We start from the raw sequence: 26,460 nt of genomic DNA on the forward strand, positions 1-26,460 counted from the left end.
CCGTTTTCCCGCCTCCCCGGCAGAAGGTTCACAGCCGTCATAGCGGGCAGGTCGCAACAGAACGGCAGATACTGATCTGGTCCGTCCGCGCCAGCCCTTCGCGGGGACGCGCCGGCCACCCTGCCGCGATCACCGGCCGTCGAGATTCCGGGAGAAGCATCATGCGTCTGCGCCCCACCATCGCCTCCGGCTTCACCGTCCCGGCCGCTGCCACCGCTGTGGTTCTGGCGGCCACGGGCGCCACGGCCGCGGTCGGTACCGCGCCCGCCGCCCCTGCGGCGGCCTCTCGGCTCGGCGTGTGCCAGGAGAAGGCCCTCAGTGTGAAGGCCGCGCCCGGCGGTCAGCAGAACGTGGTGCGCATCAGTGTCACCAACCGTGGCAGTCGCAGCTGTGTCGTCGACCGGATCCCGACCATCACCTTCGCGGGGCTGGACGGCTCCGCCCAGGCCGTGCCGCCTGCCGAGAGCGCACCCTACGTGCTCTCGGCAGGCGAGCGGGCGTATGCCGCCCTCCGTACCGCCGATCCGGCGGGTACCGAGGGGCATGTGGTCGGCAGTGTGAGCGTGGCGGCGGATCCGGCCCACTACGGCGTCACGTTCGGCGCGGCCGGCGTGGGCATGCCCCGGGGGATCCGGGTCTGGGAGCCGGTCACCACACTCTGGCAGGTGTCGGCGGCCGCCGCATCCAAAGCCCTGGCCCACGGTCTGGCCTGATCCGCCCACGCTGTACATCTCGCGGAAGCCCGCCGGCAACCCCGCGCACCGGGCCGCCGGCGGGCCGCTGCCCCCGGGGGTCAGCCCGTCATCGTCCCAGTCCCCTCCCCCCGATCCTGAAGTGGATCAAGGACACCAAGGGCTGGTGGGGCAACGAAGCCATTGGTGACGTCCAGTTCGGCTACGGGATCACGTCGTCGTCCGGCGGCCTGGACATCCAGACGAACGGAATCAGCGTCTCTGCAGGCTGACCCGCACGCATACCCGTACGGCACGGATGAGCCGGCTCCCTCGCGGGGCCGGCTCATCCGTGCCGTACGACTGCGGGGCCGTCCTGGACCGGAGCGCGTCCCGCCAGCCACCGGGCGATCTCCGCCCGGTTCCGGGCTCCGCCCTCCTCCAGTACCGCCGCGAACCGCTCGGGCCGGGCCAGCACGCGCCGGTCCTCGGGGTGCAGCGCCGCATGGGCGAGCAGCCAGCCGGCCAGCACGTGCCGGTCGAGGGGGCCGATGCCGCCCAGCTGTGCCGCGTACGCCTCCAGCGCCGCGCCCGCGTCCCCTGAGACCAACAGCTCGTCCGCCGTCGACGGGGGGCCGGGCTTCTTGCGCAGGTACAGCTGTCCGCGCTCGTCCTGCCAGTGCCCGCGGTCGCCCGCGGGTACGACCACCGGCTCACCGCCCCGTACCGGCTCCGAACAGGAGCGCAACGCCTTGACGAGTGCCTCCTGTTCGTCCTTGCCGCAGCGCAGATTGCGCAGTCGCCACTCCACGCGGTGGCTGACCGCCGCTGCCCTGGCCCGGCCTTCCGCTTCCTGGTCCACCGGTTCCCGCAGCCAGCTGTCGACGGTCTCGGACAGGCGTGTGACGAGCCGTCGCCCAGGCACGGTGAGCGACGCGCGGGTGGCCAGCGTTCGGAGCACCATGCGCGTCTGGAGCCTGCGCAGCGCGAAGAGGAACGGTGCGCGTCCTTCGGGGTCGGCCGCGGTGTCACCAATCAGGTCGAACCAGAATCCGGTCACTCCGACGAAGGCATAGGCACCATGGAGGAGTCCCGGCAGGTGGCGTGGGTCGGAGCGCCACGGCGCGTAGTGGAGTTCGGTCCGGTCGTCGTCGAGCAGGGGGAACAGATGGAGCAGGGCGCCCAGTTTGCTGTGCTGGAATTCGTGTACGAGGGTTTCCGCCAGGGCGAGCCCGTTCCGGGGGCGGGCCACCACCATGGAGGCGAAGGCGTCGCCGGTGGAGGCGCTGAGCCCGGCGGCCGGAACGGGAAGCGTGTGCGCTCCGTCCTTGGCGCGCCAGGGGACGATCCGGCTGACCTCCTCGGGGCGCAGCCCCCCGGGCCCCGCAGCACCGCGTCGCAGAGTCGAGACGGCGTCCCGGAACAGCGCCTGCCAGGAGCGCAGTTCACCGGGATCCAGCCGGCCCGGGGCAATCGGTTCGTCCAGGTCGCGGTACGGATCGAGGTCGTCGAGCTGCACGCCACGGGCCCCGGGCCCGACGAGCAGCGTGTGCACCGGCCACCAGGACGCGGATTCCGGGTCGGTGAGCGGCCGCACGACGACGCCGCCACCGTGGGGCCCGTCCCGGTCCTCACTGCGAAGGGTGACCGTCCCTGCGGACACCACGGCACGGACCGCGTGGAAGTCATCCTGGACGGGCTCCGGGAGCCGGACCAGCCCGAGCGTCGGCAGACTCACGGCCGCGCCCCGGGCAGGCAGCAGCAGCTCGGTATCCGTACCGGCGTGTACAGCGGCCGTCGCGGCCACGGCGGCAATGTGTCCCGCGTCCGCCCACAGCGGCGGCCCGGACGTGGTTCCGTGCAGCCGGCGCAGGGTGTGGGCAAGCCAGCTGCCGACCTGGGGGCTGAGCAACAGCTCCTCGACGGCCTCCGGTGCCTGCGCGGCGGCAGCCTCCAGCGCGGGCCATATCGCCGCCGCGTCCAGCGGGCCGAGGATGCCGGGGCGCTCGTCGAACCGGTCGAGGAGCTCGCGCAGCAGCAGCAGGCGGCGGGTCCGCTCGCCCTTCACCAGGAACGCGACGGCCTGGGGCGAGCCGCCGCCTGCGGCAATCTCGTCGAACAACGGGCCGGGCATGCGGATCGGGGCGTACGCATCGCTTACTGTCATGGACTGTGCCTCCTGGACCGTCTGCGCTATTCGGCCCGTCCGGGTTCGCTGCCGCCCATGGCGTTGCTGCGCGCACGCTGCAGCTCTTCCAGCAGCCGTGGGCCCGGGCCCGGAAGGCGCCGCAGGTCGGCGACGCTCACTGCGGCCAGATCCATGACGTCGGATTCGAGGTGATCAGCTGTGCGGTCGGCGGGTACCGGCTGGTACAAGGCGCGCTCCCCCTTCGCGAGCGGTGGCACAGGATGCCACCGTTTACTCCATGATGACGAACGGGACCCCTTCCCGAAACCCATGTGATCACGCCAGCGGATCACATTCCCGTCCCCGTGCCCCCGAGGAAGTCCTGTATGGCCGAATCGAGTTCAGCCGCTCGCGCGGGTTCGTCGTCGAGTAGCGTCACTGCGCCGTACAGCTCCCACAGCCTGTCCGGCCGCGCTCTGAGGGTACGTACGATGCCGATCACGTCGGTGCGAGGCGTCGGGTGCCGTGGCATGCGCGCGACCACGGCGGGCGGCAACTCGTTCACCAGCGCCTGCCGTTCATCACGGTCGTTCATGAGTGGGTACGCAAGCAGGGCCTCGATGAGCCGGGCCAGCTGCCTGCCCGCCGGAGTGCCACCGGGGCCGGCCGGTGGCGGGAGCGGTGACACCGCCGGACTGCTCTCGGTACGTCCGGGTCTGTGCAGGAGGAGGCTGGGCAACTGGTCGGTGCGGCCTGCCGCCCGCAGTGCGGTCAGCCGGGCCCGCACGGACTCGAACAGGACGTCGGGATCCGGCAGCAGATCGGCTGGGAGTTCGTCCAGCACGATGTCCGAGAACACACCAAGCCGCCGCTCGGGATCGTTGGCCGCACGCTGCCCCCGGCCGGCTGCGAACATCAGGATCTGGTCGTGGGCCTCGATCCGGTGCCCGGCCGGAAACTGCTCACCGGGCAAGGAGCGCGGAAAGTTGTGCCGTTCGTCGAACGTCTGACAGGCGTCGACCATCCAGATCTGCCTGCCGAAGCCCGTCACCGCGTCACTTCTCAGCGTGCTGCGGGCCGATTCGACGTCGATGTTGCGCCGGTCCGGCTCGGTGGCGTCGGTGCAGTAGAGCCGCAGGTGCTCGTCTCGGTCCAGCACACCGTGGCCGCCCCACCACACCCACAGCACGTCTCCGGCGCGGGCCGGGATGTCGGTCACGAAGGCACGCCGCAGGGTGTCGTGGTCGGCCGGCCGGTACGGGACACCCGGATCGGTGCCGCCCGAAGGCGCGAGATGCAGCAGGACGTTTTCCTCGGGGACGCCGAGTTCCAGCAGCCAGTCGCGGAAGCGCAGTGCGTCCCGGACCGGCCCGGGAAGGTTCCAGCTGTCGCCGGCCGCGTACTGCTCGATGCCGACCACCAGTGCCAGGACGCGGCCGGGCTCGACACGTTGGTGGGTCACGGGAGCAGGTCTCCGATCGCCCGGTAGACGGCCCGGTCACTCCAATAGGCGCTGTGTGCAACGGGGAAGGGCTGTCGGCTGTCGGTGGGGATGTCGGTCGCCCGTCCGGGGAAGAGCGGCTCTGCTGCGTAACCGAGCAGGTCGCGCCGGTCGTAGAGATTCAGCCACGGCGGTACATGGCCGGGCAGGGTGTCGGGGTGGGCAAGTGAGGGCAGCGCTCCGGTCTCGTACAGGAAGGGGCCCTGCGAGCCGACCGTCACCAGTAGTTCCACGCCGGCCGGCGGACCCGATATCAGGGTGTCGAGGGCGATGATGCCGCCGAGACTGTGGCCGAGCAGCACCACGGGGGGTTCCAGGGAGGCGACCATGTCCCGCAGTCCCTGCCGCATGGGCTCGCCCCGGGCCAGATACTTGAGGATGTCACCGGCGGCCGGGTGGGCGGCGTCGGTGAGAGCCCGGCGGCGGCGCACGGCGTAACGGGAACCGAGGCGTGCGACGGGCTTCGCAGCCATCCGGAGTACCGGGCCACGGCCGGTCCCCGCCGGGGCGGCGCCGAGCCGTGCGGCGAGGGCGGCCACGGCGGCGTCCCGGGCATCGCCGGTGCCCTGCACCGGTGCGTCGGCCTCGATGGCCGCCGCGACGACCGCGGCCGTCAGCGCACGCGCCAGCGTCCACGACAGTGTCTCGGCGTCCAGTGCCTCGGCAGCCGGGGCGAGCAGCGGACTGCGCGCGAGCTGTGCCGCCGCCTGCGCGAGCCCGGGCCCCATCCGGTCGGCCCGTTCCTCGCCCTCGGCCGCGAGCTCGAGGAGCAGAGCCCTGGGGAGCTCGTCCGGGAAGGCGGCGCCCGGCGGGATGGCCCCTGCGGTGGCTCCGGCCGCCGCCAGAGCCAGTTCGGCCGTGGGGTCGTCGTAGAGGCGCGCCCACCCCTCCGCCTCGTCACCCGGATCTCCCGGGCCCTCGGCACCCCGGCCGGCTCCGGCGCCAGGACCGTCCGGGATGCTGGCCCCCGCTGCCGCGAGGCTCGCCCCGTACTGCTCGCCCCAACGATAGGCGACCAGGTGGACGTCGGGCGCCGCTTCGGCGAGGCCCTCCGTGACCTGTGCGAGCAGGCCCGTGAGGTGTGGTTCACGCACACCTGTGCCGTGAGTGAAGACCACCGTGGTCATGTGCCGCCCCCCTTGCTGTGTTGCTGCCGGGCCGGCCCACTGGCGTCACATGGACGGCGGGACCGGTCCGGCAGTTCTTCCTGCGGATGCGCCGCGCACCGGTCAGATCGGCAGCGGTGCGATATCGCATTCGATGCGCTGGTGAAGGCGCGCAGCTGCCTGCCAGGGATGGTTGTCCCCCAGCACCCGTGACAGGCCTTCGATCGCTGCCGCGTTGAGCCGGTCGGCCTCCGCCGACCGGCCCAGGCCCCGGTGATCGAGGGCGAGGTTGGCCGTGCAGACGAGTGTCAGCGGGTGATCGGGGCCCGCGGTCTCGGTGAGCTGGGGAAGAATGGCGGCATCGGCTTCCTGTGCGCGGGCGAAGTCCAGCCGTGCGTAGTGATTGTTGGCCCCGCTCATGGCAGCGGTGAGGGTGTCGATGTGGTGCTCGCCCAGCCCACTCTTCAGAAGCTGCCACGCCTGGATGTCCAGGGTTTCGGCCTCGTCGATCTCCCCGAGCGCCCGCAGCGTGGCCGCCAGGTTCACCTTGGCGGACTGCGTGTTCGGATGACGGTCGCCGGATACCGCCCGATAGGCGGCCAGTGTCCGCTCCCCCAGCTCCCGGGACCCCGCGAGATCGCCGTTCATCCTGCGCTCGACCATGGTGTGGACCGCGGCGGCAAGGGCATCCATGTTGTTCAGGCCGTACCGGGTGGTGAACCGGTCGAACGTCTGCTCCGCGAGGGCCGCTCCTCCCTCGACCACACCGGCCCTGCGCCGGCACACGGCGAGGTTCAGGGCCGCGCGAATGGTGGCAGCGTTGGTCTCCCCGAAGTGGGTGACGAACGCCTGGTAGTTGGACTCCTGGAGGGTGCGCGCGCCGAGGTAGTCGCCCGCCTCACGAATGTCGATGGCCAGGCCGTTCAGCGTGTTTAGAGTGAGGCCGCTGGCCGGCCCGTAGAGAAGCTCGCGCTGGCGCACCGTCTCTTCGTCGAGCTCCCTCGCGGTCTCGAAGCGGCCGCTCGCCCGTAGTGAGACGCCGTAGTCGTGCGCGGCGCTCAGGGTCGTCGGATCCTCGGGCCCGAACAGATCACTGGCCCTGGTGAAGGCCTCTTCGTCGAGATCGCACGCCGCCTGGATCTCGCCCCGGTGACGCAGGGCCCCAGCCATCTGCCACATGGAGTCGATCAGTTCCTCGTCCGGGATCTGCGCGCCGCGCGAGATCGCCAGGGCGCGTTCGTTGTGGGCGACCGCCTCCTCCGGACGACCGAGAAGCCGGAGATAGAAACCGAGCAGCTTGGTGACCCTGATGACATGCAGGTCCTCGTCGCCGGACTGGGCGCGCCAGGCGGTCCACGCCTGCCGGGCCTGCGCCGCGCCCGACTCGTGCGCGCCCCAGTAGTAGAGGAAGAACACCATGTCGTAGAAGAGGTCGCGGACCCATGGATCGGAGCTCTCCACCGCTCCGGAGGCGATTACATGCGGCAGGATCGCCTGGTAGGCGGGCCACTGGTCGGGGGACGCGGGGGCACCGGGCTTGGCCGTGGTGAGCAGCAGGTGGGCCGCTCGTGTCATCTTGGCCCGCTCCTCGGGATCCAGCCTGGCCACGATGACGTTCTGCATCAGCCGATGCATTTGCAGCGTGCCGGTCTTGTGGTCCAGCCTCACCAGGGACAGCTTGCTGAGGTCGCGGGTGGCGCGGGCGAGCAGTAGCGGGTCGCGCAGGACCGGGTCGAGCTCCGGTGTGATCTCGACGTTCCGGCCGCCCCTGAGCATGTTCAGAGGAATGGGCTCCGGCGCCATGCACGCGCAGATCTCAAGGAGTTGACGGGCCGCCGGGTTGTCCTGCGACAGGCGTCCGAGCGAGATGTCCCAGACTGCAGCGACCGGCAGCGGGTAGTCGGGGGACGGGTCGAGTTCGAGGATCTCGGGCCGGCGCTGTTCCAGCAGTTCGAGGTACTCGTCCACGGGCATGCCGGTGGCGGCGTGCCATGCGCCCGCCTGTTCGACAGCGAGCGGCAGGTCGCCCAGGGCGGCGGCGAGCCGGCCCGCGTCCGTGCTGTTCAGGCCCCGGGCGCGGCGCTGCAGGAGGGTGATGCTCTCCTCCCGGTCGAAGACGTCGACGCTGAGCGGAGTCGCCACCCGTTCCCACTCGCGGTTGCGCGAGGTGACGATGATCTTTCCAGGGCCGCCGTTGGGGAAGTAGGCCCGCACGGCCTCGATGTCCTCGGCGTTGTCGAAGACCAGCAGCCAGTTGTCGAACGGTTTGCCGGTACGGAGCGCCTCGCGCACGGCCGGGACCGCGGCGTTGGCCTGGGGGCCCACCTCCAGGCCCAGGCTGCGGGCAAGGTCGGCAAGGGCGCCGAGAATCAGGTTCTCCTGTTCCGCCGGAATCCACCAGATGACGTTGAACTCGCCGCTGTGGCGGTACACGTACTCGACGGCAATCTGGGACTTGCCGACGCCGCCCATGCCGTGCAGCGCGTGCGGGAGAACTGCTGTCGTCTCGTCCTCCTGCAACTGCCGTTCGACAGCTGCCAGAAGGCTCTCGCGCCCAGTGAAGTTGGGGTTCTTCGGCGGTACATTCCCCATGATCTTCGGCTGGCCGGTCCGGACGAACCGCACATCCGGTGTCGTGACTTCCACTCTCGGGTCATCCCTCCGGGCATCCTGGTCATCTGTTACGGGTGTCGTGGGCGACACGGATCCTCCTGGTGTAACGGCCGGATGCGACCGGGGTGCGTGGGCATTCACATCAAATGCCTCTTTATCATCTCTGGTCGCCTCCGTTGTCTGCCCCGCACCGCGCAGCCGGTCGGTCAGGCGTGCCGCCCGGTGTCGGTACGGCAGCCCTCCCAGGGCGCGCAGTACGGCCAGCTCGATGCGGAGCCACGTGTGGCCGCCCGTGGTGTCCGGGAGAGCCGCTTGCGCCGGGTCCCGCAGCGCCGCCCGGAGCCTGATGCCCTGCGCCTGGCCGGCTCGCGACTCCGCGACAAGGCCGACGGCCCGGGCCAGCTGGGTGCGGTTGCTGGTCGCCAGCAGCGCCTCCCGGACGCCTTCGGCGAAGTCGGGGCAGCCGTCGCCGTCGCGCTCCCAGTCGATGAGGCCGCCCATGAGGATCTCGGCCAGATGGTCGGGCCCGGACTCGGGAAAGGCCCGGTCGCGCAGCTCCTCGATGACATCGAATCGCAGCGGGGCGACGGCCAGCAGCACGGCCAGCTGCCGCGCGAGCGGACTGGCCAGCGAGACGAACTTGCGTACGGCGGCTGCCGCCGCGCGCGGCCCGTCGATCACCGGTGCCCGCAGACCCGGCGCCGGCACGCCCTTGGCCATCGCTCCGGCCAGGACCACCGGGAGCGTACGCCGGACACCGCGTTCACCGGTGAGGAGATCGGCCCAGGCCCGGAACGAGCCGGGGCGAAGGCTGAGCACCGGAACCGGTACGGAGCCGTCGTCCTGGTCGGGCAGCAGGTGCCCCTGGTCGGGCACGCCGTGGAGAGGACGACAGAGGAAATGCCGGTTGAGCGCCCCGAATCCGGCCGCGTCCAGCTGGGCGCGGAAGGGGTAGAGCGAGGATCTGTGGCGCAGATACGGGGGAAGCAGATGGACGAGGGCCGTAGGACCGCCGGCCGAGAGCCGCCCCAGCAGTTCGTCGGCTTCCCGCCCGGCCCAGCCCGCCGCCAGCCCGTCGGTGACGACGAGAAACAGCCGTGACCCGCGTCCGTCGAGCAGCTCCGCCGGGTCGGCGTGCCGGTTGCCCGGCCAGCGCAGGACCGGCATGCCGCGCCCGGGGAGCGCCACCTCGACCGTACGGACGTCGCGGAACGCGCCGCTGCGCACCGCCTCATCGGCCAGTCGGCGGACGGTGCTGCGCCACACGGGCATGCTGGGCGCATTGTCGACGAGCAGCATCAGGTCGAAGGCGCGCTCCTGTACGGGCTCGAGGTAGGGAATCCACAGCCCGTCGCTCAGACCACACTCAGCGGTGCGCGGCTCGTCGAGACGGTTCAGGTAGCGCGAAGGCACACGTCGGCCGAGCCCCCGCAGCGCCTTCGCCAGTGGCAGCGGCACCACGCGTTGCACCGGTCGAGGCGCCGCCTGAAGCACCGCCTTCGGCTGGCCGCTCCGGGTCTCTTCGACGGCTTTCAGCGCCAGCTCTCGCGGGTCGATGCCGATCATGCTCCCGGCGGCCACCACGTCCGGCGAAACTTCACCCGAAGGAGGGGCGGCGACATCGGAGGGTACGCCCGGCTCCGGCTCACCGGATAACTGTTCAGGGGTGTCCGGCTCCTGGCCCGAGGTCAGTCCGGACACGTGCCATGCCGCAGCCAGCCAGGCGGCGTCGGCGATGTCCTGCCAGCTCGGGCCGCCGTCCGCGTCATGGGTGGCGGTGTGGCTCGACGAGGCCGGCACGTCCGGAGCACGCTCCCGTGGCGAGCCGTTCATCAACGGCCTTTCGAGAGGTCGCGGAGCAGCATCTCAATGAGCTTACGCCCGTCCGCATCGGCCTGGAATCCGTTGGCCGTGGTGAGTTGCACAGCGTTCAGGAGCTGATCCACCGACTGCGTGCCCCCGCCGTGCAGCCGCCTCTCGAACTCGTCCACCAGCACTTCGACTCCCTCCGGTCGTTGACGCAGATGGCTGACCACAATGGCAATCAGCTGCTCCCGGCTGGGCGGGCGCATCTCCAGAGGCAGGCAGCGGCGCCGGAAAGCGGCCGGGAATTCACGTTCGCCGTTGCTGGTGATCACGACGACGGGGAATTCCACACACTCGACGCGGCCTCCTCGGACGACGGCCCGGCGTTCGGGATCGTCGGTGAAGACTGACACTTCCGCCGCGTTAGTGCGCACCAGTTCCGGAATGTCGAAGCTGCCGTTCTCGAGAACGTGCAGCAGGTCGTTGGGCAGGTCGATGTCGCTCTTGTCCAGTTCGTCGACCAGCAGGACGCGCGGTCGCTCGTATGCGAGCAGGGCCGTGCCCAGAGGGCCGACGGTCAGGAAGTCCCCAAGGTCGGGCGCGCTGCCGCGGTCGCCCTCCGGCACATCGGCCCGTGTCTCGCCGCCTGCCCGCCAGGCCGCGATGGCCTGCGCCCGCCCGATGGCGTCGTACTCGTAGAGCCCGCCGCGCAGCGTCGTCCGGCTGACAATGCTCCACGGCAGCACCCGCCCGAGCCCCAGCTCACGGGCAATCAGATACGCGAGGGTCGACTTGCCCACCCCGGGCGGTCCAGTGATCAGCAACGGACGGCGCAGCAGGAGCGCCGCGTTGACGGCGTCGATCTCCTCCTCGCGCAGCTGCGGACCGTCCTGTACGACCCCGAGGCGGCGCAGGGCGGCCTGCGCGTCGTCGGGCGGCGCCGGCTGCAGGGGGCTCCCCGAGAAAACTCTCCAGGGCGGCGGGGACGGAAGCCGCGGCGGCTCTCCGGCAGGAGCCTGTCCCGTTGCGTGGAACACCCTCCAGGAAGGCGGCATCACAGGCAGGGCGGTCGCGTCCTGCTCGGTCATGCTGTCAACTCCTCACAGTCGACCAGGCGGTTGGGATCGTCCCAGAAGAACGCAATGTGTCTTCCCAATAGCAGACTGCCACCATCCAGTTCCTCAGCACTTTTACGTAACTGACCTACTTTGGAAACCAGTTGGGCCGGATTATGGCCGAGCAACAGTGTCAGCACCTCACCCGACTGCGCGGGACTTTCCGGCCTGCGGTCCCACGCGGCGAGGCCCACCCCCTCGGCGATGGCGGCGGCGAGCGCCTCCAGACCATGGCCGGGCAGGGCGGGCACGTCGAGTATGACCGCGGTCAGCCGTGGCTCCGATGCCAGCGTGGCACGCCAACGGTCGAGTTGCCCGGCCTCCGAGCTGCGCCAGCGGAACGTCTCGGCGGCACCGGCCCTTTTGAGCCGCTTCCACCGGGCCCGCCACCGCCTCAGCTGCCCGGGGTCACGGGTTCGCATACGCTCGAGACTCCGCAGGTGAATATGGTAGCGAAGGCCTATCGGCAGCGCGTCATGAGAGCGCGTATCCAGCTCGAGCCGAGCCATGTCGTGATTGAGCAACTGGAACGGTAGTACGAACTCGACCTGTACGGGAGGTTCGTTTTCCGTGTCCGGCACATCGGCCCATCGGGCCTCACCACGGTGGATGGCACGTTCGACCGCCACCGCCAGGGTGTCGAGAGTCGCGCGCTCCACAGCACCCGCCACCGGCTCCCAGTAGCCCGGTGCCGCATTGACCCAATGACGTACGTAAATATCGGCCGAACCGTCATCGGCGGGCTCCACCATCACGACGAGAGAGCGTGGCACTTCCGGGTCGGTCCTCGGCAGAGCCGCGATCGCGCGCCGGCGTTCCTGAAGCGCGCCCACCGCATCGGCACCGGCCTCCGCGGCCCATCGGTCCGACCAGTCCCTGAGCCTCTCGCCGAGAATCGCCCCCTGGTCGATGGCGATCACCTCCACCAGAACCACAGCCGGGGGCAGTCCGTCGGCCTGGGCGTTGACGTCCCGCAGATAGTCGAAGCGCCGGAGGGGGCTCAGCCCGTAGGGAATCTCGACGCCGAGCTCATGACCGAGGATCGCGTGCACGCGGCCGTCGTCGAAGTCCCGGACCTCGGCGAGCAACCCTCCGATCTCCTGAACAGCGGTGTCAGCGAACACCGGGGGCAGCTCGGCGACCGTCTCGTCGGGCCAGGCGGTTCCGGCGAGCCTGGCCAGCCGCGCCGAGTCCTCGGGCCCGGAGGCGACACTCACACCGAAGACCAGCGCGTCGAGTCCGCCTTCGCGCAGCAGGACATCCATGACCAGGGACAGCATGTCGACGCGCGGGTTCTTGCGCAGGTAGTTGATCTCCATCCGGAGCTGCATGGCGACCAGCGCCACGAAGTGGATGCACTGATCCGGATCGCGCACACAGTCGAGCGCGCATAATTCGTCGACCAGCGCCCCGACCAGATACGGATCGGTCTCGCGCGGTCCTTTCGGCGCGTGTGCCACCACCGACCATCCCCCGCTGAGCCGGTACTTCCGCCACCACAACTGATCGCGAAGCTATCACGTCATATCTTCAGCAACCAGGTTCATTCCCAGGCCCGTTGACCCAACATCACCCTCCTCACCCCCCCGGCCGCAGACGTAGCGCGCGGCCGTCATCCGGAAACCGGTCCCGAACTTGCTCGCAGCGTCAACTCCGGCATGAGAAACTCCACTTCGTCCGTGCCGCAGCCGTCGAGTTTGGCCACGACGTGCTCCACCACACGGCGGCCCATCTCCTGCGCCGCCGGGATGGCGACCGAAGTGAGGCGCACCGAAGCCTGGGAAGCGACCTGCTCGGGGCAGATGGCCACGACGGGCACATCCTCGGGCGCGGCCCGCCCGCCCAGGGGCCGTGTCGAAGCGCTTCGACACTGGTGATGCCACCGAACGGCCGCCGGGTCGGGGCGGCTGACTCCCACGATAGGCCGACCATGCCCGCGAGCACACAGGTCGGCGCACCGCATGAACACCCGTTGATCGGCCGCCGTGCTCGGGGCCGTGCGGCATCCGGCGGAGCTGCCGTCCCACCGCTTCTTCAGTGCGATCACCGACTTGCTGATCGCCGCGCCGACCCGGCCGAAGGTGCCGCGATCATCCCTGTTCCGTGTGGGCTGCCCCCGTCGCCCCGAGATGCGCGGCAACGGCGGGCAGCCTGTGTTCTTCCCGTTCAGCCGTTCAGCAGCACGGGGAAGGACTCCATGTCGTTCTGCGTCATCACCGGCAGCTTGCGGAGCTCCTCGTCCGGCACGGCGAGCCTCAGCCCGGGAAAGCGGCCGAACAGCGCGGGCAGGGCGATCCCCGCCTCGACCCGGGAGAGCGCCGCGCCGGGGCAAATGTGCGGGCCGTGACCGAAGGTCATGTGGCGGATCGGCGTGGGCCGGGTGATGTCGAAGGCGTCGGCGTCCGCCCCGTGCTGTTCGACGTCGCGGCCGATGGCCCGGTAGGAGATGACGACGCCCTCGCCCTTGGCGATCACCTGGTCGCCGACCTGGATGTCCTCCGTCGCGAACCGCATCAGCAGATGGGTGGTGGGAGTGTCCCAGCGCAGCGTCTCCTCGATCACCGTCTCCCACGGGATCTCGCCGTCGAGCACCATGCGCAGCTGGTCGGGGTTGGCGAGCAGGGCCCGTACCGCATTGAGGATCAGCCCGATGGTGGTCTCGTGGCCCGCCGCCACCATGGCCTTGAGGTTGCCGACCACTTCCTCTTCGGTGAGCGGCTCTCCGCCCTCGTCGGCCAGGATGAGCGCGCTGGTGAGGTCGTCCGTCGGCTGCGCGGTCTTCTTGCGGACGAGCGCCGCGTAGAAGACGTCCAGCTCGGCGAGCAGGGCCAGCCGCTCCTCCTGCGGGGTGAGCATGGAGAAGAAGGCCTTGTACCTCTTCATCAGCATGGGGTGCTCGGCTTCGTCCACACCCATCAGCATGCCGACCACCCGCATGGGCAGCGGCTGGGCGAACACGGACTTGAGGTCGACGACACCGCCCTTGCCCTGCTCGGCCAGCGCGTCCAGCAGCTCCTCGGTGAACTTCTCGATGTCCGGGCGGATGGCCTCCAGCCGGCGTGGGGTGATCGCCTGGGAGATCTTGGTGCGCAGCCGCCGGTGTTCCTCGCCGTCCACGGTGAACATGGACCGCCCGGCATCGATCATGCCGATCAGCGGCCAGGCGTGCGTCACCGCACCGCTCTGCCAGAGCCCCCAGGCGTCGAGGTCCTTCACCAGGCGCGGGTCGACGAGCAGTTGACGCGCCTCGGCATGCCGGGTGACGGTCCAGGCAGGAACCCCGAGCAGCTCGATCCTGGCGAGCGGCCCTGAATCGCGCAGGCGTGCCGTCTCCCCGTCCAGGTCCTGGACCATGGGGTCGACGACCACGGCCCCGCCCCCCGAAGTGGCCTGGTGAGCGGCGGCGTGAGGACAGTTCAAGAGAAGTCTCCTGTCATGGGTACGGGCGTGAACCGGACGGGCAGCGAGGTCATCCCACGCAGGAAGGCGGACTGCCGCCGGACGAGCGTCTCTGCGGGCACTGCGAGGGCGAGGTCGGGCAACCGGTCGAGGAGCACCTCGATACCGGTACGGGCGATGGTCTCGGCGATCTCCTGTGCGGGGAACGGGCAGCGGTACTCGCCGTGGCTGAAGGCCAGGTGGGCACTGTTGCCGCCCTGTCCGGACATTCCCTCGGTGGCGATGCGCTGCCGTACGTGCGGGTCGGAGTTGGCCGCCCCGAGGCCGAGGAGGAGCATGTCCCCGGCGCGGATGTCCCGGCCGGCGAGCCGGGTGTCGCGGGCGGCCCAGCGACCGGCGAGGATCTGGGTGGGGCTCTCCTCCCAGAGAACCTCGTTCATCGCCTCGGCCACACTGTGCCGGCCCCCGGCCAGGGAGTCGGCGAACAGGTCGTCGGTGAGCATCAGCCGCAGGGAGTTACTGATCCAGTCCGCGGTGGTCAGATGTCCGGCGGCCGTGATGGCCATCAGGTCGAGGACGTATTCCTCGTCGGTGAACGGCTCGTGGTACGCCAGCATCCTGGAGGTCACATCGTCTCCGGGCACGGCGCGCTTGGCCGCGACCAGCCGCTGCATGTGCTCCCCGAACCGCGCATGCGCACTCTGCGCCTCGGGACCGCCGTCGGCGAGGTCCTTCAGCACCTGTGCGATGTCCGTTCCCTCCGCGTCCGGGAAGCCGACGAGCCTGGCGAGGACCAGGACGGGCAGCGGCTCGGCGAACTCGGCCACCAGATCGGCCGTACCTCGGGTGCAGACGTCGTCGACGAGACGGTCGGCCAACTCCTCGCAGTGGCGCCGGATCTCGAATGGATCGGTGCACTCCAGGGCCGGCCCCACCATGTCGGCGTGGCGACGGTGCTCGGCGCCCGCGGTGAAGTAGATCGACGGCATGGGGCGACCGACCATCGGCAGCAGTGGCCAGTCCTCGGGAATGCTCTCCCACTGGTTCCACAGCCCGACGTCCCGGGGGAACAACTCGCCGTCACTGGTGACCTGATGGAGTTCCCGGTATCCGATGACCAGCCAGGCGGGGAACCCGCCGGGCAGCTCGACGGGGACGACGGGACCGTGATCACGTCGCATGGCGCGGTAGAGGGCCTGGGGCTCGGTATGGAATTCGGGACCGCTGAGCGGCACCGCGGCCGAGCTGTGGCGCACCGGACAGCCGCCGCCGGTGGGCGTTTCGGGGTCGGGCGCGGGCACGGCGGAAGAGAGGCGCGTCATCGAACTGACTCCTGTGGCGGCGGCTTCGCGTTGCGGACCCAAGATCAACGCGACACCACTATAGGGATGCCGAGTGAAGGTTCAGGCGTCAATCGCGACCGATCTCGACACTTTGGCGGTCACAAGAAGCGGACACCGAGCCATGTTTGACCACAAGCGGGGTGAACTCCCCCAGCGCACCGCCCTTTCCGTACCGCTGACAATCCCGCCGCTGGACCGTTGACATGCACCTGCATGAGGGTGAATCCTCGTGCGGCAAGTTGCGCGATCTCATACATGTTCATGCATTTGCAAACATCCTGTGCTTGGTTCGAAAGGGATGCATCCCGTGCGAAGACTTCAACACCGGTCCCGCTGGACCGCCGTGGCCACGACGGGGCTCGTCGCCGCCCTGGCCGCCGCCCTGCTCGGCGCCCCGGCCGAGTCCGCCCACGCGGCGACCCCCGCGAGCGCCGTGCTCGACGAGGCCCACAAGAGCGTGACCTGGCAGAGCCCCGTCTACCCCAAGGGGACGGTCGGCGGCCCCAAGGAATGCCCGTCCGCCGCCGAGGACCCGGACAACAAGGTCTGCGACCGCTTCGACCTCACCGTGTCGACACCCGAGGGCTACTGGAACGACAACCCGGAGGGCGGGGTGCCGATCTCCATCGAGTGGCAGAAGCCCGCCGAAGACTTCGACATGTACATCTACGACTCCGCCGGCAAGCAGGTCGCCTCCAGCGCGGGCACGGCCGACCCCGAGGCCACGGTGATCCCCCGGGCCAACGGGACGTACCACGTGATCGTCGTGCCGTACGACGTCACCGACAACTCCTTCACCGGCAAGGCGTACCTGCCGGAGACGACCGACTCGGGAAACCTGACCTCCTTCGGCGGGAGCAATGGCAGCTACTCCATCGAGGCGGGAGAGCTCAAGGCGAAGGCAGAGTTCCTGACCGGTGGTCAACTGCGCCTCCAGGCCACGCCGTCAGGAGCGTTCACCGACCCGGCCGGCACGGCGATCATCCGCAGGCAACCCGCCCTGCAGAAGCACACCAGCACCTTCGACAAGGGCGAGTACTACGGGATCCGCTCTCCTGACGCCGTACTCCGCGTCTACAAGAAGCCGCTGCGCTTCGGCCTCTACAAGGCCGACAACCGGACCCGGATCTGGCAGGAGGACAAGCCCCTGCGCTGGTCCACCGGAGGCATGCGGCAGAGTCTGGAGCGCGGTGCGGACGAGCAGTTCTTCGGTGGCGGCGAGCAGAACGGCAGCTTCTCGCACCGCGACAAGACGGTGTACGTCGCCAACAACACCAACTGGAACGAGGGCGGATACAACAATTCCCAGCCCTTCTACCTCTCCAGTGCCGGATACGGCGTCTACCGCAACACCTTCGCGCCCGGCGTCTACCACTTCGGCTCCCCGGTCCAGACCGGTCAGCAGGAACGGCGCCTCGACGCGTACTACTTCATCGGGGACGCGAAGGAGGTGATCGGCAAGTACACCGCCCTGGTCGGCAAGCCGTTCATGCCGCCGGTGTACGGCCTCGAACCCGGTGACGCCGACTGCTACCTGCACAATGCCAACCAGGGCGAGCGCCACACCCTGGACGCGCTGAAGGTCGCCGACGGCTACACGCAGAACCAGATGCCGCTGGGCTGGATGCTCGTCAACGACGGCTACGGCTGCGGTTACGAGAACCTCCCGGAGACCGCCAAGGGCCTCCAGGACCACAACGCCCAGCTGGGCCTGTGGACCCAGAACGGCCTGGACAAGCTCGCCGACCAGGTGAAGGCGGGCCAGCGGGTCGCGAAGCTGGACGTCGCCTGGGTCGGCCAGGGGTACGGCATGGCGCTCGACGCCTGCGACAAGGCCAAGTCCGGCATCGAGGAGAACAGCGACGCCCGCGGCTTCGTCTGGCTGCCCGTCTCCTGGGCGGGTGCGCAGCGCTGCGGCGTGCTGTGGAGCGGCGACCAGTCCCTGTCCTGGGACTTCGTCCGCTGGCAGATTCCGACGTACGCCGGGGCCACCATGTCCGGCATCGCCTACAACACCGGTGACGTCGGCAGCATCTACCGCCACGACGCCAAGATGTACGCCCGCGACCTGCAGGCCAAGTCGTTCCTCCCGGCCCTGATGACCATGGACGGCTGGGCGACGGACCTCACCACCAAGAAGAAGATCAACCAGCAGCCGTGGGTGGACGGCGAACCGTACACCTCCATCAACCGCAAGTACCTCCAGTTGCGGGAGCGGCTGCTGCCCTATCTCTACACCCTGTCCGCCGAGGCCGCGAAGACCGGCGTGGGCGCGGTACGCCCGCTGTGGCTGGAGTACCCGGACGACCCCGACACCCTGGGCGCGAATGCCAAGTACGAGTACCTGGCGGGCTCCGACTTCCTGGTGGCCCCGGTCTACGAGGACTCCGACACCCGTAACGGCATCTACCTGCCCAAGGGCACCTGGACCGACTACTGGACGGGCCGGACCTACCAGGGCCCGACCACGGTCAACGGCTACCACGCCCCGATCGACACTCTGCCCCTGTTCGTCAAGGGCGGCTCCATCGTGCCGATGTGGCCGAAGGGCACGACGTCCTGGCAGACCCGGGACCGGAGCGAGCTGGACTACGACCTGTACCCGCAGGGCACCAGCACGTACACGCTGTACGAGGACGACGGCGTGACCCGCAAGTTCGCCGAGGGCGCCTCGGCGACGCAACGCGTACGCGTGCAGGCGCCCACCGACGGAGAGGCGAGCACCCTCATCAAGGTCGGTGCGAGCGTGGGAAGTTACCAGGGGAAGCCGGCCACCCGGGCGTACCGGTTCACCGTGCACGGCAAGGACGCACCGTCGCAGGTGGTCATGGACGACGGCCGCCTCCAGCACCTGAACTCCGCGACGGCGTTCGCCACGGCCGAGTCCGGCTGGTACACGGACCCCGCGACCGGGATCACGGAGATCAAGACGCCGTCCGTCTCCACGGGCCACGGCTTCACGGTCGAACTGGTAAGCAGCGAGCAGTAATCACAAGACAGTGCCAGGGGCCGTCTCCGGACGGCCCCTGACGCATGTCCGGCAGGGATCCTGACGTGTCCTGGAGCCGGGACCCGCGTACGGGCAGGCTCGCTGTCCGGAGCGAGGCAATCCGCCATCAATGCCGCTCGCCGTTGTCCGGCGCGGCTGCAGTCCCGCCTTCCGCGGCTCACCCCCTGTCCGTGACGAGACGGTGAGCCGCGGCCCCAGCGGCGGACCCGTACCGATATGTCAGGCCTCGGCCTGCACGGCGTCCGGATGCAGGACCCGGGCGAGAAAGGCCTTGGTCCGAGGGTGCTCCGGCCGGGCCAGTACATCCTCCGGGGCGCCCTCCTCCACCACTCGGCCGCCGTCCATGAAGACCACACGGTCGGCGACGTCGCGGGCGAAGCCCATCTCATGGGTGACGACCATCATCGTCATGCCTTCGTCTGCCAGGGTGCGCATGACCCCCAGTACGTCGCCCACCAGTTCGGGGTCGAGCGCGCTGGTCGGCTCGTCGAAGAGCATCAGCCCTGGCCCCATCGACAGGGCCCGCGCGATGGCCACACGCTGCTGCTGGCCGCCGGAGAGCTGCGCGGGGAAGCTGTCCTCGCGGTCGGCCAGGCCGACTTTGGCGAGGTTCTCCCGGGCGACGCGGCCGGCTTCCTCCCTGCCCCGCCCGAGAACCCGGCGCTGAGCAATCGTCAGGTTGTCCAGGACGTTCAGATGAGGAAAGAGGTTGAACTGCTGGAAGACCATCCCGATCCGCCGGCGCATCGCGTCCAGATCGATGTCGGGATCGGTCATGTCGACACCGCCGACGGTGACCGTACCGCTGGTCGGCTCCTCCAGCAGATTCACACAGCGAAGCAGGGTCGACTTCCCCGACCCCGAGGGGCCGACGACGCATACGACCTCGCCGGAGGCGACCGTGAAGTCGATACCGCGCAGCACTTCGACGTCGCCGAACGACTTGTGCAGCCCCTGGATCTCGATCGCCGCAGTCATGTCCGCCATCCCGTGATCACCTCGCCTGTGCATGACGGGCCTCGAGGCGCCGTACGAGATAGCCGAGCGGGACGGTGACCAGGAGGTAGCACAGGCCCGCGACGAAAATGGGGGTGGTGTTGGCCGTCGTACTGGCCAGGTCGCGCCCGAACTTGGTGAGTTCACGCTGCTGAAGGGTGACGCCCAGGAACAGCACCAGTGAGGAGTCCTTGAAGAGCAGGACCAGTTCGTTGGTGAGCGGCGGCACGATGATCCGGAAGGCCTGAGGGATCACGATCGACCGCATCGCAGTGGCGTGCGACATGCCCAGCGTGCGCGCCGCCTCCAGCTGGCCGCGCGGTACGGCCTGGATGCCCGCCCGGATGGTCTCGGCCATGTACGCGGCGGAGACCAGGCCGAGGGCGCAGGCGACCTGCCCGTACGTCTGGCCGGGGAAGACGATCCCCGGGAAGGCGAGCGGAACACCCACCCCGACGAAGATGAAGATCAGCAGGGCGGGCAGGCCGCGGAAGAACTCGATGTACGCCATCGCGAGCCAGCGGTACGGCGCAACGGACGACAGCCGCATCAGGGCCACCACGACGCCCAGGACGAGTCCGACGCCGAAGCCGGTCAGCGTGTACACCACGGTGTTCAGCAGCGCGACCGTGATGAGTTCGGGGAAGAGCCGCTGGGCGACCGACAGGTCCAGAAACTGCTTCTGGAGCTGCTGCCAGTCGGCCAGCGCACCCACGACCACCACGGCGGCCACGAAGACGGCGTACTGCACCCCGCGGGAGACACGGCGCCGGCGTCGCGGCGACATCCGGGGCCGCGCAGCCGTCTCCTCCCGGTCCTTGCCGGTGATCAGGGAGGTCACTGGGCGTCGACGCCCTTCGGCATGGGTCCGATCCACTGCTCGTACAGCTTCTTGTACGTGCCGTCGGACTTCGAGTCCTTGATGGCCTGGTCGATGGCCGCGAGAAGCTTGGGGTTGCCACCCTTGCGGACCGCGAAGCCGTACTGCTCACCGGTGTCGAGATTGCCCACGATCTCGAACTTGGCCGAGTTGGCGGGATCCTTGAGCCAGTTCTGCACGACCGGGTAGTCCTGCACGATGAGATCGACCTGGCCGGTGCGCAGTCCGTTGAGCTCGGCATCGGAGCTTTCGAAGGACTGCGGGTCGGCGCCGTGCGCACGGGCGAATTCCTCGCCGGTGGTGGAGGACTGGGAACCGAGCTTGAGCTTCTGCTTGGTGACGTCCTCGACAGTCGCCGCCTTGACGCCCTTGCGGGCCAACAGGGCCTGGGTGGCGTCGAAGTAGGGGACGGAGAAGTCCAGATTCTGCTTGCGTTCGTCGGTGATCGTCATGCCCGCGGCTGCCACGTCACAGACACTGGCATTGAGGTCGGCGCCGGTCTTGATCGTCTCGAACGACTTGTCCACGACGACCTGCTTCACACCTAGATCCTCGGCGACCAGATCGATCATCGAGACATCGAAACCGACCACCTTTCCATCCTTCTCGGACTGGAAAGGTGCGTAGGGCAAGTGCGTACAGGTGGTTATCTGGCCGGACTTGATCAGCTTTGCACCTTTGACGGTTGCACCATCATCGCTGCTGCTACAGGCACTGAGCGGAAGAGCAAGCGCGACGGCCACGCAGATGGCGGCGATCCGGCGGGAGGGCAGGCGGGACAAGCTCATGAGAGTTCCCCTTGTGCACGAAGGACGGACTCGCGGACGGAGATGAGGTCGGACTCGCGGATCGACGCCGAACCGCGATCAAGGCCCGCACAGAATGTCGGAGCACCGGCCGAAAGTCCACCCTGCCCGGGTGGTTCGGGACTTCGTCCCGCTTCACTCCGGGGGCTCACCCCGCGAGGCTGCTGCGCGGGCCTTCAGCTCCCTGGGCTTCCTGCGGTGAGGGAAGGTCAGCCGTACGGTCCCGTTGTGGCACTCCAGCAGGAAGCGGCGGCCTCCCGGAGAGCGTGTTGTCGAAGGCGTTCGCGTGCACCCACGCCGACGACAAAGCGACCCGCTCCGGTGGGAACGGGCAACAGGAGTAACGGATCCAGATCGTCGCGGAGAAGTGCCAGAGCGGCTTTTGGCGAACGCCCTGGCGGGCCCCTGATCCGCAGCGCCCCCGCCCCTCGTGGCGAAGAATTCGTCGCGAGGAGGGCGTGGACGTCGCGGCCTGATGGCCGGGGGTCCGTACGCACATGTGGGACCCGCCACCGATGGCGCGCAGCAGGTCCCACGGGGTGCGTACGGCTCAGGCCGACCGGTCGGCGGCCAATCCGACGAACCCGGCCCAGGCGTGCGGGGAGACAGTCAGGACCGGTCCGGCGGCGACCTTCGAGTCCCGGATGTGTACGGCTCCGATGGCGTTGGCCACCTCCACGCACTCACCACCCTCACCACTGCTGTAGCTGCTCTTGAACCAGACCGGCTCCGGCACAGTCGGCATGGTCTCCCTGTTGGTCATGTCTCTTCCAGCAGTTTCTCGACGAAGGTCAGCGATTCACGCGGAGTCAGCGCCTGGGCCCGAAGGATTCCGTACTGCTCCTCCATCTCCCTGACCGCCGACCTGTCGGTGTGAAGGTTACTGTCCCGCTGAACCTCAACGTAGGCCATCCTCCGCCCGTCGCGGTTCTCGATCAAGGTGAACGGACCGGCCAGACCGCAGTGCTCCGTGCGGTCGTTGGGCATGATCTGGATCTCCACATTGCGGCGATGCCCGTGCAGCAGAATCTGCTCAATCTGCCCTTGAATCACCGCCCAGCCGCCGATGGGGCGTCGAAGCACCGACTCCTCAATCACGAAGCTCAGGGTCGGCATCGGCCTGCGGGAGAAAATTTCCTGCCGGGCCAGCCGGGCCGCCACACGCTGCTCGACCGTGTCCTCGTCAAGTAACGGGCGCCGCATGCCGAACACAGCGCGTGCGTACCCCTCGGTTTGCAACAGGCCGGGGACCGCCTGGGCTGCGTATACGTGGAGCGCGACCGCTTCCACCTCCAACCGCGCCATGTCCCGGAAGAACGCCGGATACTGCGCCCGCGCGGCCTCTTCCTTCAACGCCTTGAGCACACCCCCGGCATCCAGCACGTCATCCGCCCGGTCAATGAACGTCGGCGGCGGGATACGCCGCCCCTGCTCGAAGGACGCGACCGACTGCCCCGCGTAGCCCACGTGCTTCCCGAACTCGGGCCGCTCCAGCCCCGCCCGCATCCGCAGGAGCTTCAGCTGCCGCCCGAACGCGGTCACCACGCCCGAGCCCGGTTCGTCCTCCGGCCGCCTCCCCGCCTCCGCCGCAACCGCCTCGTCCTGCGTCATCGCCACCGCCTGTCCCACGTACGTACACGCCGCACGGCCGCCGCGTACAAACGCCTTGCGACGGCGCGTCACCGCTGGTCACGCTACGCCACCAAGCCGCAACGTGGAGGCATGAACAGCAACCCGTCACCCCTGCCGGTACGTCCCATCCGCCGCACCCAACCCCGCTTCCCCTGGCACCACTTCACCATGCGGTTCAGCTCCACCCCACGCGGCGCCCGCCTTGCCCGACGCCTGGCTGCGGAACGCCTCTACGCCTGGGGCATCCCGTACGGAAGCGACGCCCACGACGTGCTGACGCTGATCGTGGCGGAGCTCAGCGCGAACGCCGTACGCCACGGGCGCGTACCCGGCCGCGACTTCCGCCTCCGGCTCTCCGTCGAGGGCGCGACCCTGCGCGTGGAGGTCACCGACTCACGCGGCGAGAGCATCCCCGCCCTCACAGAACCGTCGGACGACCTGGACGCAGGCCGCGGCCTCCTCCTGGTGGCTGCACTCACCGACCGCTGGGGCTGGTATCCGTCCGTCGACGGACCGGGCAAGACGGTGTGGGCCGTACTGGACATAGGGCTGGCGTAGGCGCTCATCCGCTCACGTAGCCGACCCGAAACCCCGCCGCCCAACGCTATGAATGTCCGGCTACTCGACGCGAAATCTGCCGAGCACCCTGGGCCGGCGTAGAGGCTTCCATGCCTGCCCTGGCTCGGGCTTGGACCTCGCCACCGGCGAATCCGGTCGTCCGCCCGTAGGCGCCGACATCCTACGCACGGAGCCCGGGTGGTGTCGTTGCCGTACGAAGAGCCCGAGGCCCCACGCAGCGCACCCTTCTCCGCAGCCGGTCAGCCCGTCAGGGTTTTCACCTGCCAGTCCCAGGTGACCGCTATCTTCTTCGGACCGGCGGCGATGTCCCAGCCGTCAGAGCCCCTGGGGACCGTGTCGGTGGGGCGTCGACCTTCGTACCGTCCAGAGGATGAGCTCGTACGGCAGCCTCGCGATGGAGCCGAAATGGCAGGCTCATACCATTTTCTCGCCGGTCTGGAATCAGCTCCGGGCGGGCATGAACACACCTCATGGAAAGGGAGCACCGGTGGGCAAGGAACTCGGCTCGCTCGCACTCGACCCTAAGACGGGAAACCTTGTGATCCCGGCGGGAGAGTCGAAGTTCGCACTGGGTGTCGGACTCTGGGACGACGCGGTCGACACCTATGTGCGCTTCGTCCAGCATGAACTGTCCGCCGCTGAGAAGCGGGGAACGGCGAGGACCAAGGGTTCAGGACCGGGCAGTGAAATGGTCCTGTCGGTGAAGGTGCAGATCGTCCCCCGCCCCGACAACGCCTACAACCCGAACGCAATCAGCGTGGCCGCACCCCCGGAGCACGCCGGGACGGACATCGAACGGCATCTCGGCTACATGTACGACCGGAACCTGGTGTCACTGGGAGGTCCGCTTCGCGGCCTGGTGTCCGTTTCCGATCATCCCGTGTGCTGCCACGCCTTCATCGGACTCACTGCCCCCTTCGAGGAACAGCTCGAGGACGAGGCCGACGAGTTGGGCTCCAACTCCCTTCACGTGCGAGACGCGAACGGCACGGTGTACTGGGTCGACCCGCCCCGCTTGATGCTGCCGTGGTGGGAAGACCTCCAGGCGGTCGTCATCGCCTACTCGCGGCAGCATCAGCCTCACAGGATCCTGCCGTTCGTCGACCACTGGGCTTCGTGGAAGCCAGGCACCCGTGAAGAGCTTGCCCGCCGCACCGAGGACAAGTCGTTCGCCATAACTCTCCGCGCCGACGGGAACAGCCTCGCCGCCTACTACGAGGAGATACAACTGGCCGAACTGATGCCGTCCTCACGCGACTTCTTCGACCACACGATGCAGCGAGTGCGGAAGCTGGGCGGCGTCGCCACGGCACACGCGGAGGAGCACCAGGGCGCGTTGAAGGTCTTCGTGGAGAGCCACACTCCCCTGCCCGGCTCAGACAACTCGCCGGTGGGGTAGATTTTTTTGTTGCCGAGCACATTCCCGGAGGGTACGGACGTCTTCCTCCCCCTCACGTGGCGCTGGGTTCACTTGCCTCGCGCAGACCGCGCTCCGTGCGCGGAGTCCGGCGCCCCCGCCCCGCTGCCGGGCCGCCCCACCCGCAGCAGCTCCCGCCACCGTTCCTGGCTCCAGTCGGCCGGGGTCGTGCTGCGCACGAAATCCTCGACCAGGGCACGGAAGCGCGCGGGATCGCTGTGGAAGGGGAAATGGCCGGCGCCGTCGAAGATCTCCAGGCGGCTGCCGGGCATCGCCGCGTGCGCGCGGTAGGCGTGCCGGACCGGCACCACGCTGTCCCGCGATCCCCACAGCAGCAGCGTGGGCATGCCCTCCGCCAGATAGCAGCGGTCGAGCATGGTCACCACCTGGCCCTGCCAGTCGACCACCGACCGCAGGGTGCTGATGAAGGCGCTGCGCGACGTGGCGTCGGGCAGGGCGTCCACGACGTTGAGCAGCTCTGCGCCATCCTGTCCCAGGTCGGTGTCGAGCAGCTTGATCAGGCGGTTGAAGAGGCCGATCTGGCTGCGCATGCCGGGCAGTCTCAGCGAGGACAGCATCAGGTTTGCGCCCGGCAGCGACACCGCTCGCAGGACGGGGTTGACCTCGCGCCCCACGCCGCCCGTGCTCACCAGGATCAGGCGGTCGGTCCGCTCGGGGAACTGGTACGCGAACTGCATGGCCACGCCTCCGCCGAGCGAGTGACCGACCAGGGTGGCACGCTCGATGTCCAGCACCCCCAGCAGATCACGCATGCCGTTCGCGTATGCAGCCACCGAGTAGTCGGCCCGCGGCTTGTCGGAGGCCCCGTGGCCCAGGAGGTCGGGGGCGATGACCGTATGGCTGCGGGCCAATTCTGGGATCAGATCCGCCCAGGTCGCGGAGGAGTCGCCGATGCCGTGGATGAGCAGGATCACCGGACCGTCGCCGGCGATCCGGTACGCCCGGCGGTAGCCGTGCACCACGTGGTGGCGCAGCGGCACCTCCTGCCCGGCCACCGAACGCAGCCGGCCCGCCCGGGGCGGGCGTGGTTCAGGTTCTGGGGCGCCGACCACAGGCTCGTCTCCCGTCTGCTTCTCCCCCGCTTCCTCTCTCGAGCGTAGAACCTCCGGCGCACAGGGGATTTCCGGGACGTTTGAGGCAGTGCGCCACTGCTCGGCGAATCCGACCGGGAAGAAAGTGCAAGGATTCCCGTCGAATCGGCATGCAACCACGTGTCCGCGCATTCCGTAACACGGACGTAGCAGTCGGGTGAGTCTGCGCCTCCTATGATCACCCCCAGCGCACCCAGGCGGGACTTTCGAAACACGCCCTAGTACCGCCGCGCTCAGCCTCAACCGGCCGGATTCCCTCTGTCCGGCACTGAAGCCTGAGACCGGTCGAGCCTCAGAGCCTGTCGGGTGACCTTCGATCGGAGTGCGGACGCGGCATGGTGCGTGC

The 26,460-nt window shown here is 69.1% G+C and carries 19 protein-coding genes and 1 pseudogene; 4 read left to right on the top strand and 16 right to left on the bottom strand.

Annotated elements, in window-relative coordinates; all coding sequences use genetic code 11:
* Positions 1-161: 161 nt before the first annotated feature.
* A complete protein-coding gene (locus ACNPQM_RS07115) occupies positions 162-713 on the top strand; it encodes a DUF4232 domain-containing protein (RefSeq protein WP_418083318.1) in 552 nt (183 codons plus the stop codon).
* A gap of 304 nt (positions 714-1,017) precedes the next feature.
* Here ACNPQM_RS07115 and ACNPQM_RS07120 read toward each other — a convergent pair whose 3' ends face one another.
* From ACNPQM_RS07120 to ACNPQM_RS07165, 10 genes and pseudogenes are all read right to left on the bottom strand, one after another.
* Positions 1,018-2,838, bottom strand: a complete 1,821-nt coding sequence (locus ACNPQM_RS07120) for an aKG-HExxH-type peptide beta-hydroxylase (protein WP_418083319.1) — start codon at positions 2,836-2,838, stop codon at positions 1,018-1,020.
* A gap of 26 nt (positions 2,839-2,864) precedes the next feature.
* On the bottom strand, positions 2,865-3,047 hold the full coding sequence (locus tag ACNPQM_RS07125) for an aldo/keto reductase (protein WP_358860666.1): 183 nt from the start codon (positions 3,045-3,047) through the stop codon (positions 2,865-2,867).
* Positions 3,048-3,148: 101 nt separating this feature from the next.
* A complete protein-coding gene (locus tag ACNPQM_RS07130) occupies positions 3,149-4,261 on the bottom strand; it encodes an effector-associated domain 2-containing protein (RefSeq protein WP_358860667.1) in 1,113 nt (370 codons plus the stop codon).
* Entirely contained in the window at positions 4,258-5,427 is a 1,170-nt protein-coding gene (locus ACNPQM_RS07135; protein ID WP_358860668.1) for a hypothetical protein, read from the bottom strand. The genes ACNPQM_RS07130 and ACNPQM_RS07135 overlap by 4 nt, the downstream gene beginning before the upstream one ends.
* A gap of 102 nt (positions 5,428-5,529) precedes the next feature.
* A complete protein-coding gene (fxsT, locus tag ACNPQM_RS07140) occupies positions 5,530-9,852 on the bottom strand; it encodes an FxSxx-COOH system tetratricopeptide repeat protein (protein WP_418083320.1) in 4,323 nt (1,440 codons plus the stop codon).
* Positions 9,852-10,913 carry an AAA family ATPase gene (locus ACNPQM_RS07145; RefSeq protein WP_418083321.1) on the bottom strand — a complete coding sequence of 354 codons (1,062 nt, stop codon included), beginning with the start codon at positions 10,911-10,913 and terminating at the stop codon, positions 9,852-9,854. The genes fxsT and ACNPQM_RS07145 overlap by 1 nt, the downstream gene beginning before the upstream one ends.
* Positions 10,910-12,400, bottom strand: coding sequence for an effector-associated domain 2-containing protein (locus ACNPQM_RS07150; RefSeq protein WP_418083322.1), 1,491 nt, complete (start codon positions 12,398-12,400; stop codon positions 10,910-10,912). The genes ACNPQM_RS07145 and ACNPQM_RS07150 overlap by 4 nt, the downstream gene beginning before the upstream one ends.
* A gap of 152 nt (positions 12,401-12,552) precedes the next feature.
* Positions 12,553-12,780: pseudogene (locus tag ACNPQM_RS07155) on the bottom strand (substrate-binding domain-containing protein); the annotation flags it as partial.
* Positions 12,781-13,106: 326 nt separating this feature from the next.
* The gene (locus tag ACNPQM_RS07160) at positions 13,107-14,360 is read right to left on the bottom strand and encodes a cytochrome P450 family protein (protein ID WP_418083323.1); all 1,254 of its coding nucleotides are present in this window, start codon (positions 14,358-14,360) and stop codon (positions 13,107-13,109) included.
* Positions 14,357-15,661, bottom strand: a complete 1,305-nt coding sequence (locus ACNPQM_RS07165) for a cytochrome P450 (protein WP_418083324.1) — start codon at positions 15,659-15,661, stop codon at positions 14,357-14,359. Before ACNPQM_RS07165 ends, ACNPQM_RS07160 begins: the two co-directional genes overlap by 4 nt.
* 328 nt (positions 15,662-15,989) lie before the next feature.
* Between ACNPQM_RS07165 and ACNPQM_RS07170 the strand changes: the two genes are divergently transcribed.
* Positions 15,990-18,671 carry a TIM-barrel domain-containing protein gene (locus tag ACNPQM_RS07170; protein ID WP_418083325.1) on the top strand — a complete coding sequence of 894 codons (2,682 nt, stop codon included), beginning with the start codon at positions 15,990-15,992 and terminating at the stop codon, positions 18,669-18,671.
* A 240-nt stretch (positions 18,672-18,911) separates the two neighbouring features.
* Here the strand turns inward: ACNPQM_RS07170 and ACNPQM_RS07175 are convergent, their stop codons facing one another.
* The 5 genes from ACNPQM_RS07175 to ACNPQM_RS07195 form a co-directional block, all read right to left on the bottom strand.
* A complete protein-coding gene (locus tag ACNPQM_RS07175) occupies positions 18,912-19,679 on the bottom strand; it encodes an amino acid ABC transporter ATP-binding protein (protein WP_418083326.1) in 768 nt (255 codons plus the stop codon).
* A gap of 7 nt (positions 19,680-19,686) precedes the next feature.
* The gene (locus ACNPQM_RS07180; RefSeq protein ID WP_418083372.1) at positions 19,687-20,475 is read right to left on the bottom strand and encodes an amino acid ABC transporter permease; all 789 of its coding nucleotides are present in this window, start codon (positions 20,473-20,475) and stop codon (positions 19,687-19,689) included.
* A 50-nt stretch (positions 20,476-20,525) separates the two neighbouring features.
* Positions 20,526-21,356 (bottom strand): transporter substrate-binding domain-containing protein, encoded by an 831-nt coding sequence (locus ACNPQM_RS07185; protein WP_418083327.1) that lies wholly within the window; start codon positions 21,354-21,356, stop codon positions 20,526-20,528.
* A gap of 568 nt (positions 21,357-21,924) precedes the next feature.
* A complete protein-coding gene (locus ACNPQM_RS07190; protein WP_418083328.1) occupies positions 21,925-22,137 on the bottom strand; it encodes a DUF397 domain-containing protein in 213 nt (70 codons plus the stop codon).
* On the bottom strand, positions 22,134-22,985 hold the full coding sequence (locus ACNPQM_RS07195; RefSeq protein WP_418083329.1) for a helix-turn-helix domain-containing protein: 852 nt from the start codon (positions 22,983-22,985) through the stop codon (positions 22,134-22,136). Before ACNPQM_RS07195 ends, ACNPQM_RS07190 begins: the two co-directional genes overlap by 4 nt.
* Before the next feature lie 111 nt (positions 22,986-23,096).
* On the opposite strand from ACNPQM_RS07195, the gene ACNPQM_RS07200 reads away from it, so the two are divergent.
* Positions 23,097-23,564: an ATP-binding protein gene (locus tag ACNPQM_RS07200; protein ID WP_418083330.1), complete on the top strand. Its 468-nt coding sequence runs from the start codon at positions 23,097-23,099 to the stop codon at positions 23,562-23,564.
* 391 nt (positions 23,565-23,955) lie between these two features.
* Complete coding sequence (locus tag ACNPQM_RS07205; protein WP_418083331.1) at positions 23,956-24,984, top strand: hypothetical protein; 1,029 nt, start codon at positions 23,956-23,958, stop codon at positions 24,982-24,984.
* A gap of 68 nt (positions 24,985-25,052) precedes the next feature.
* Here ACNPQM_RS07205 and ACNPQM_RS07210 read toward each other — a convergent pair whose 3' ends face one another.
* Positions 25,053-26,018 carry an alpha/beta fold hydrolase gene (locus tag ACNPQM_RS07210; protein ID WP_418083332.1) on the bottom strand — a complete coding sequence of 322 codons (966 nt, stop codon included), beginning with the start codon at positions 26,016-26,018 and terminating at the stop codon, positions 25,053-25,055.
* Positions 26,019-26,460: the final 442 nt, after the last annotated feature.

Origin of the sequence: Streptomyces sp. NPDC056231 (assembly GCF_048270745.1) — a bacterium.
Lineage (GTDB): Bacteria > Actinomycetota > Actinomycetes > Streptomycetales > Streptomycetaceae > Streptomyces.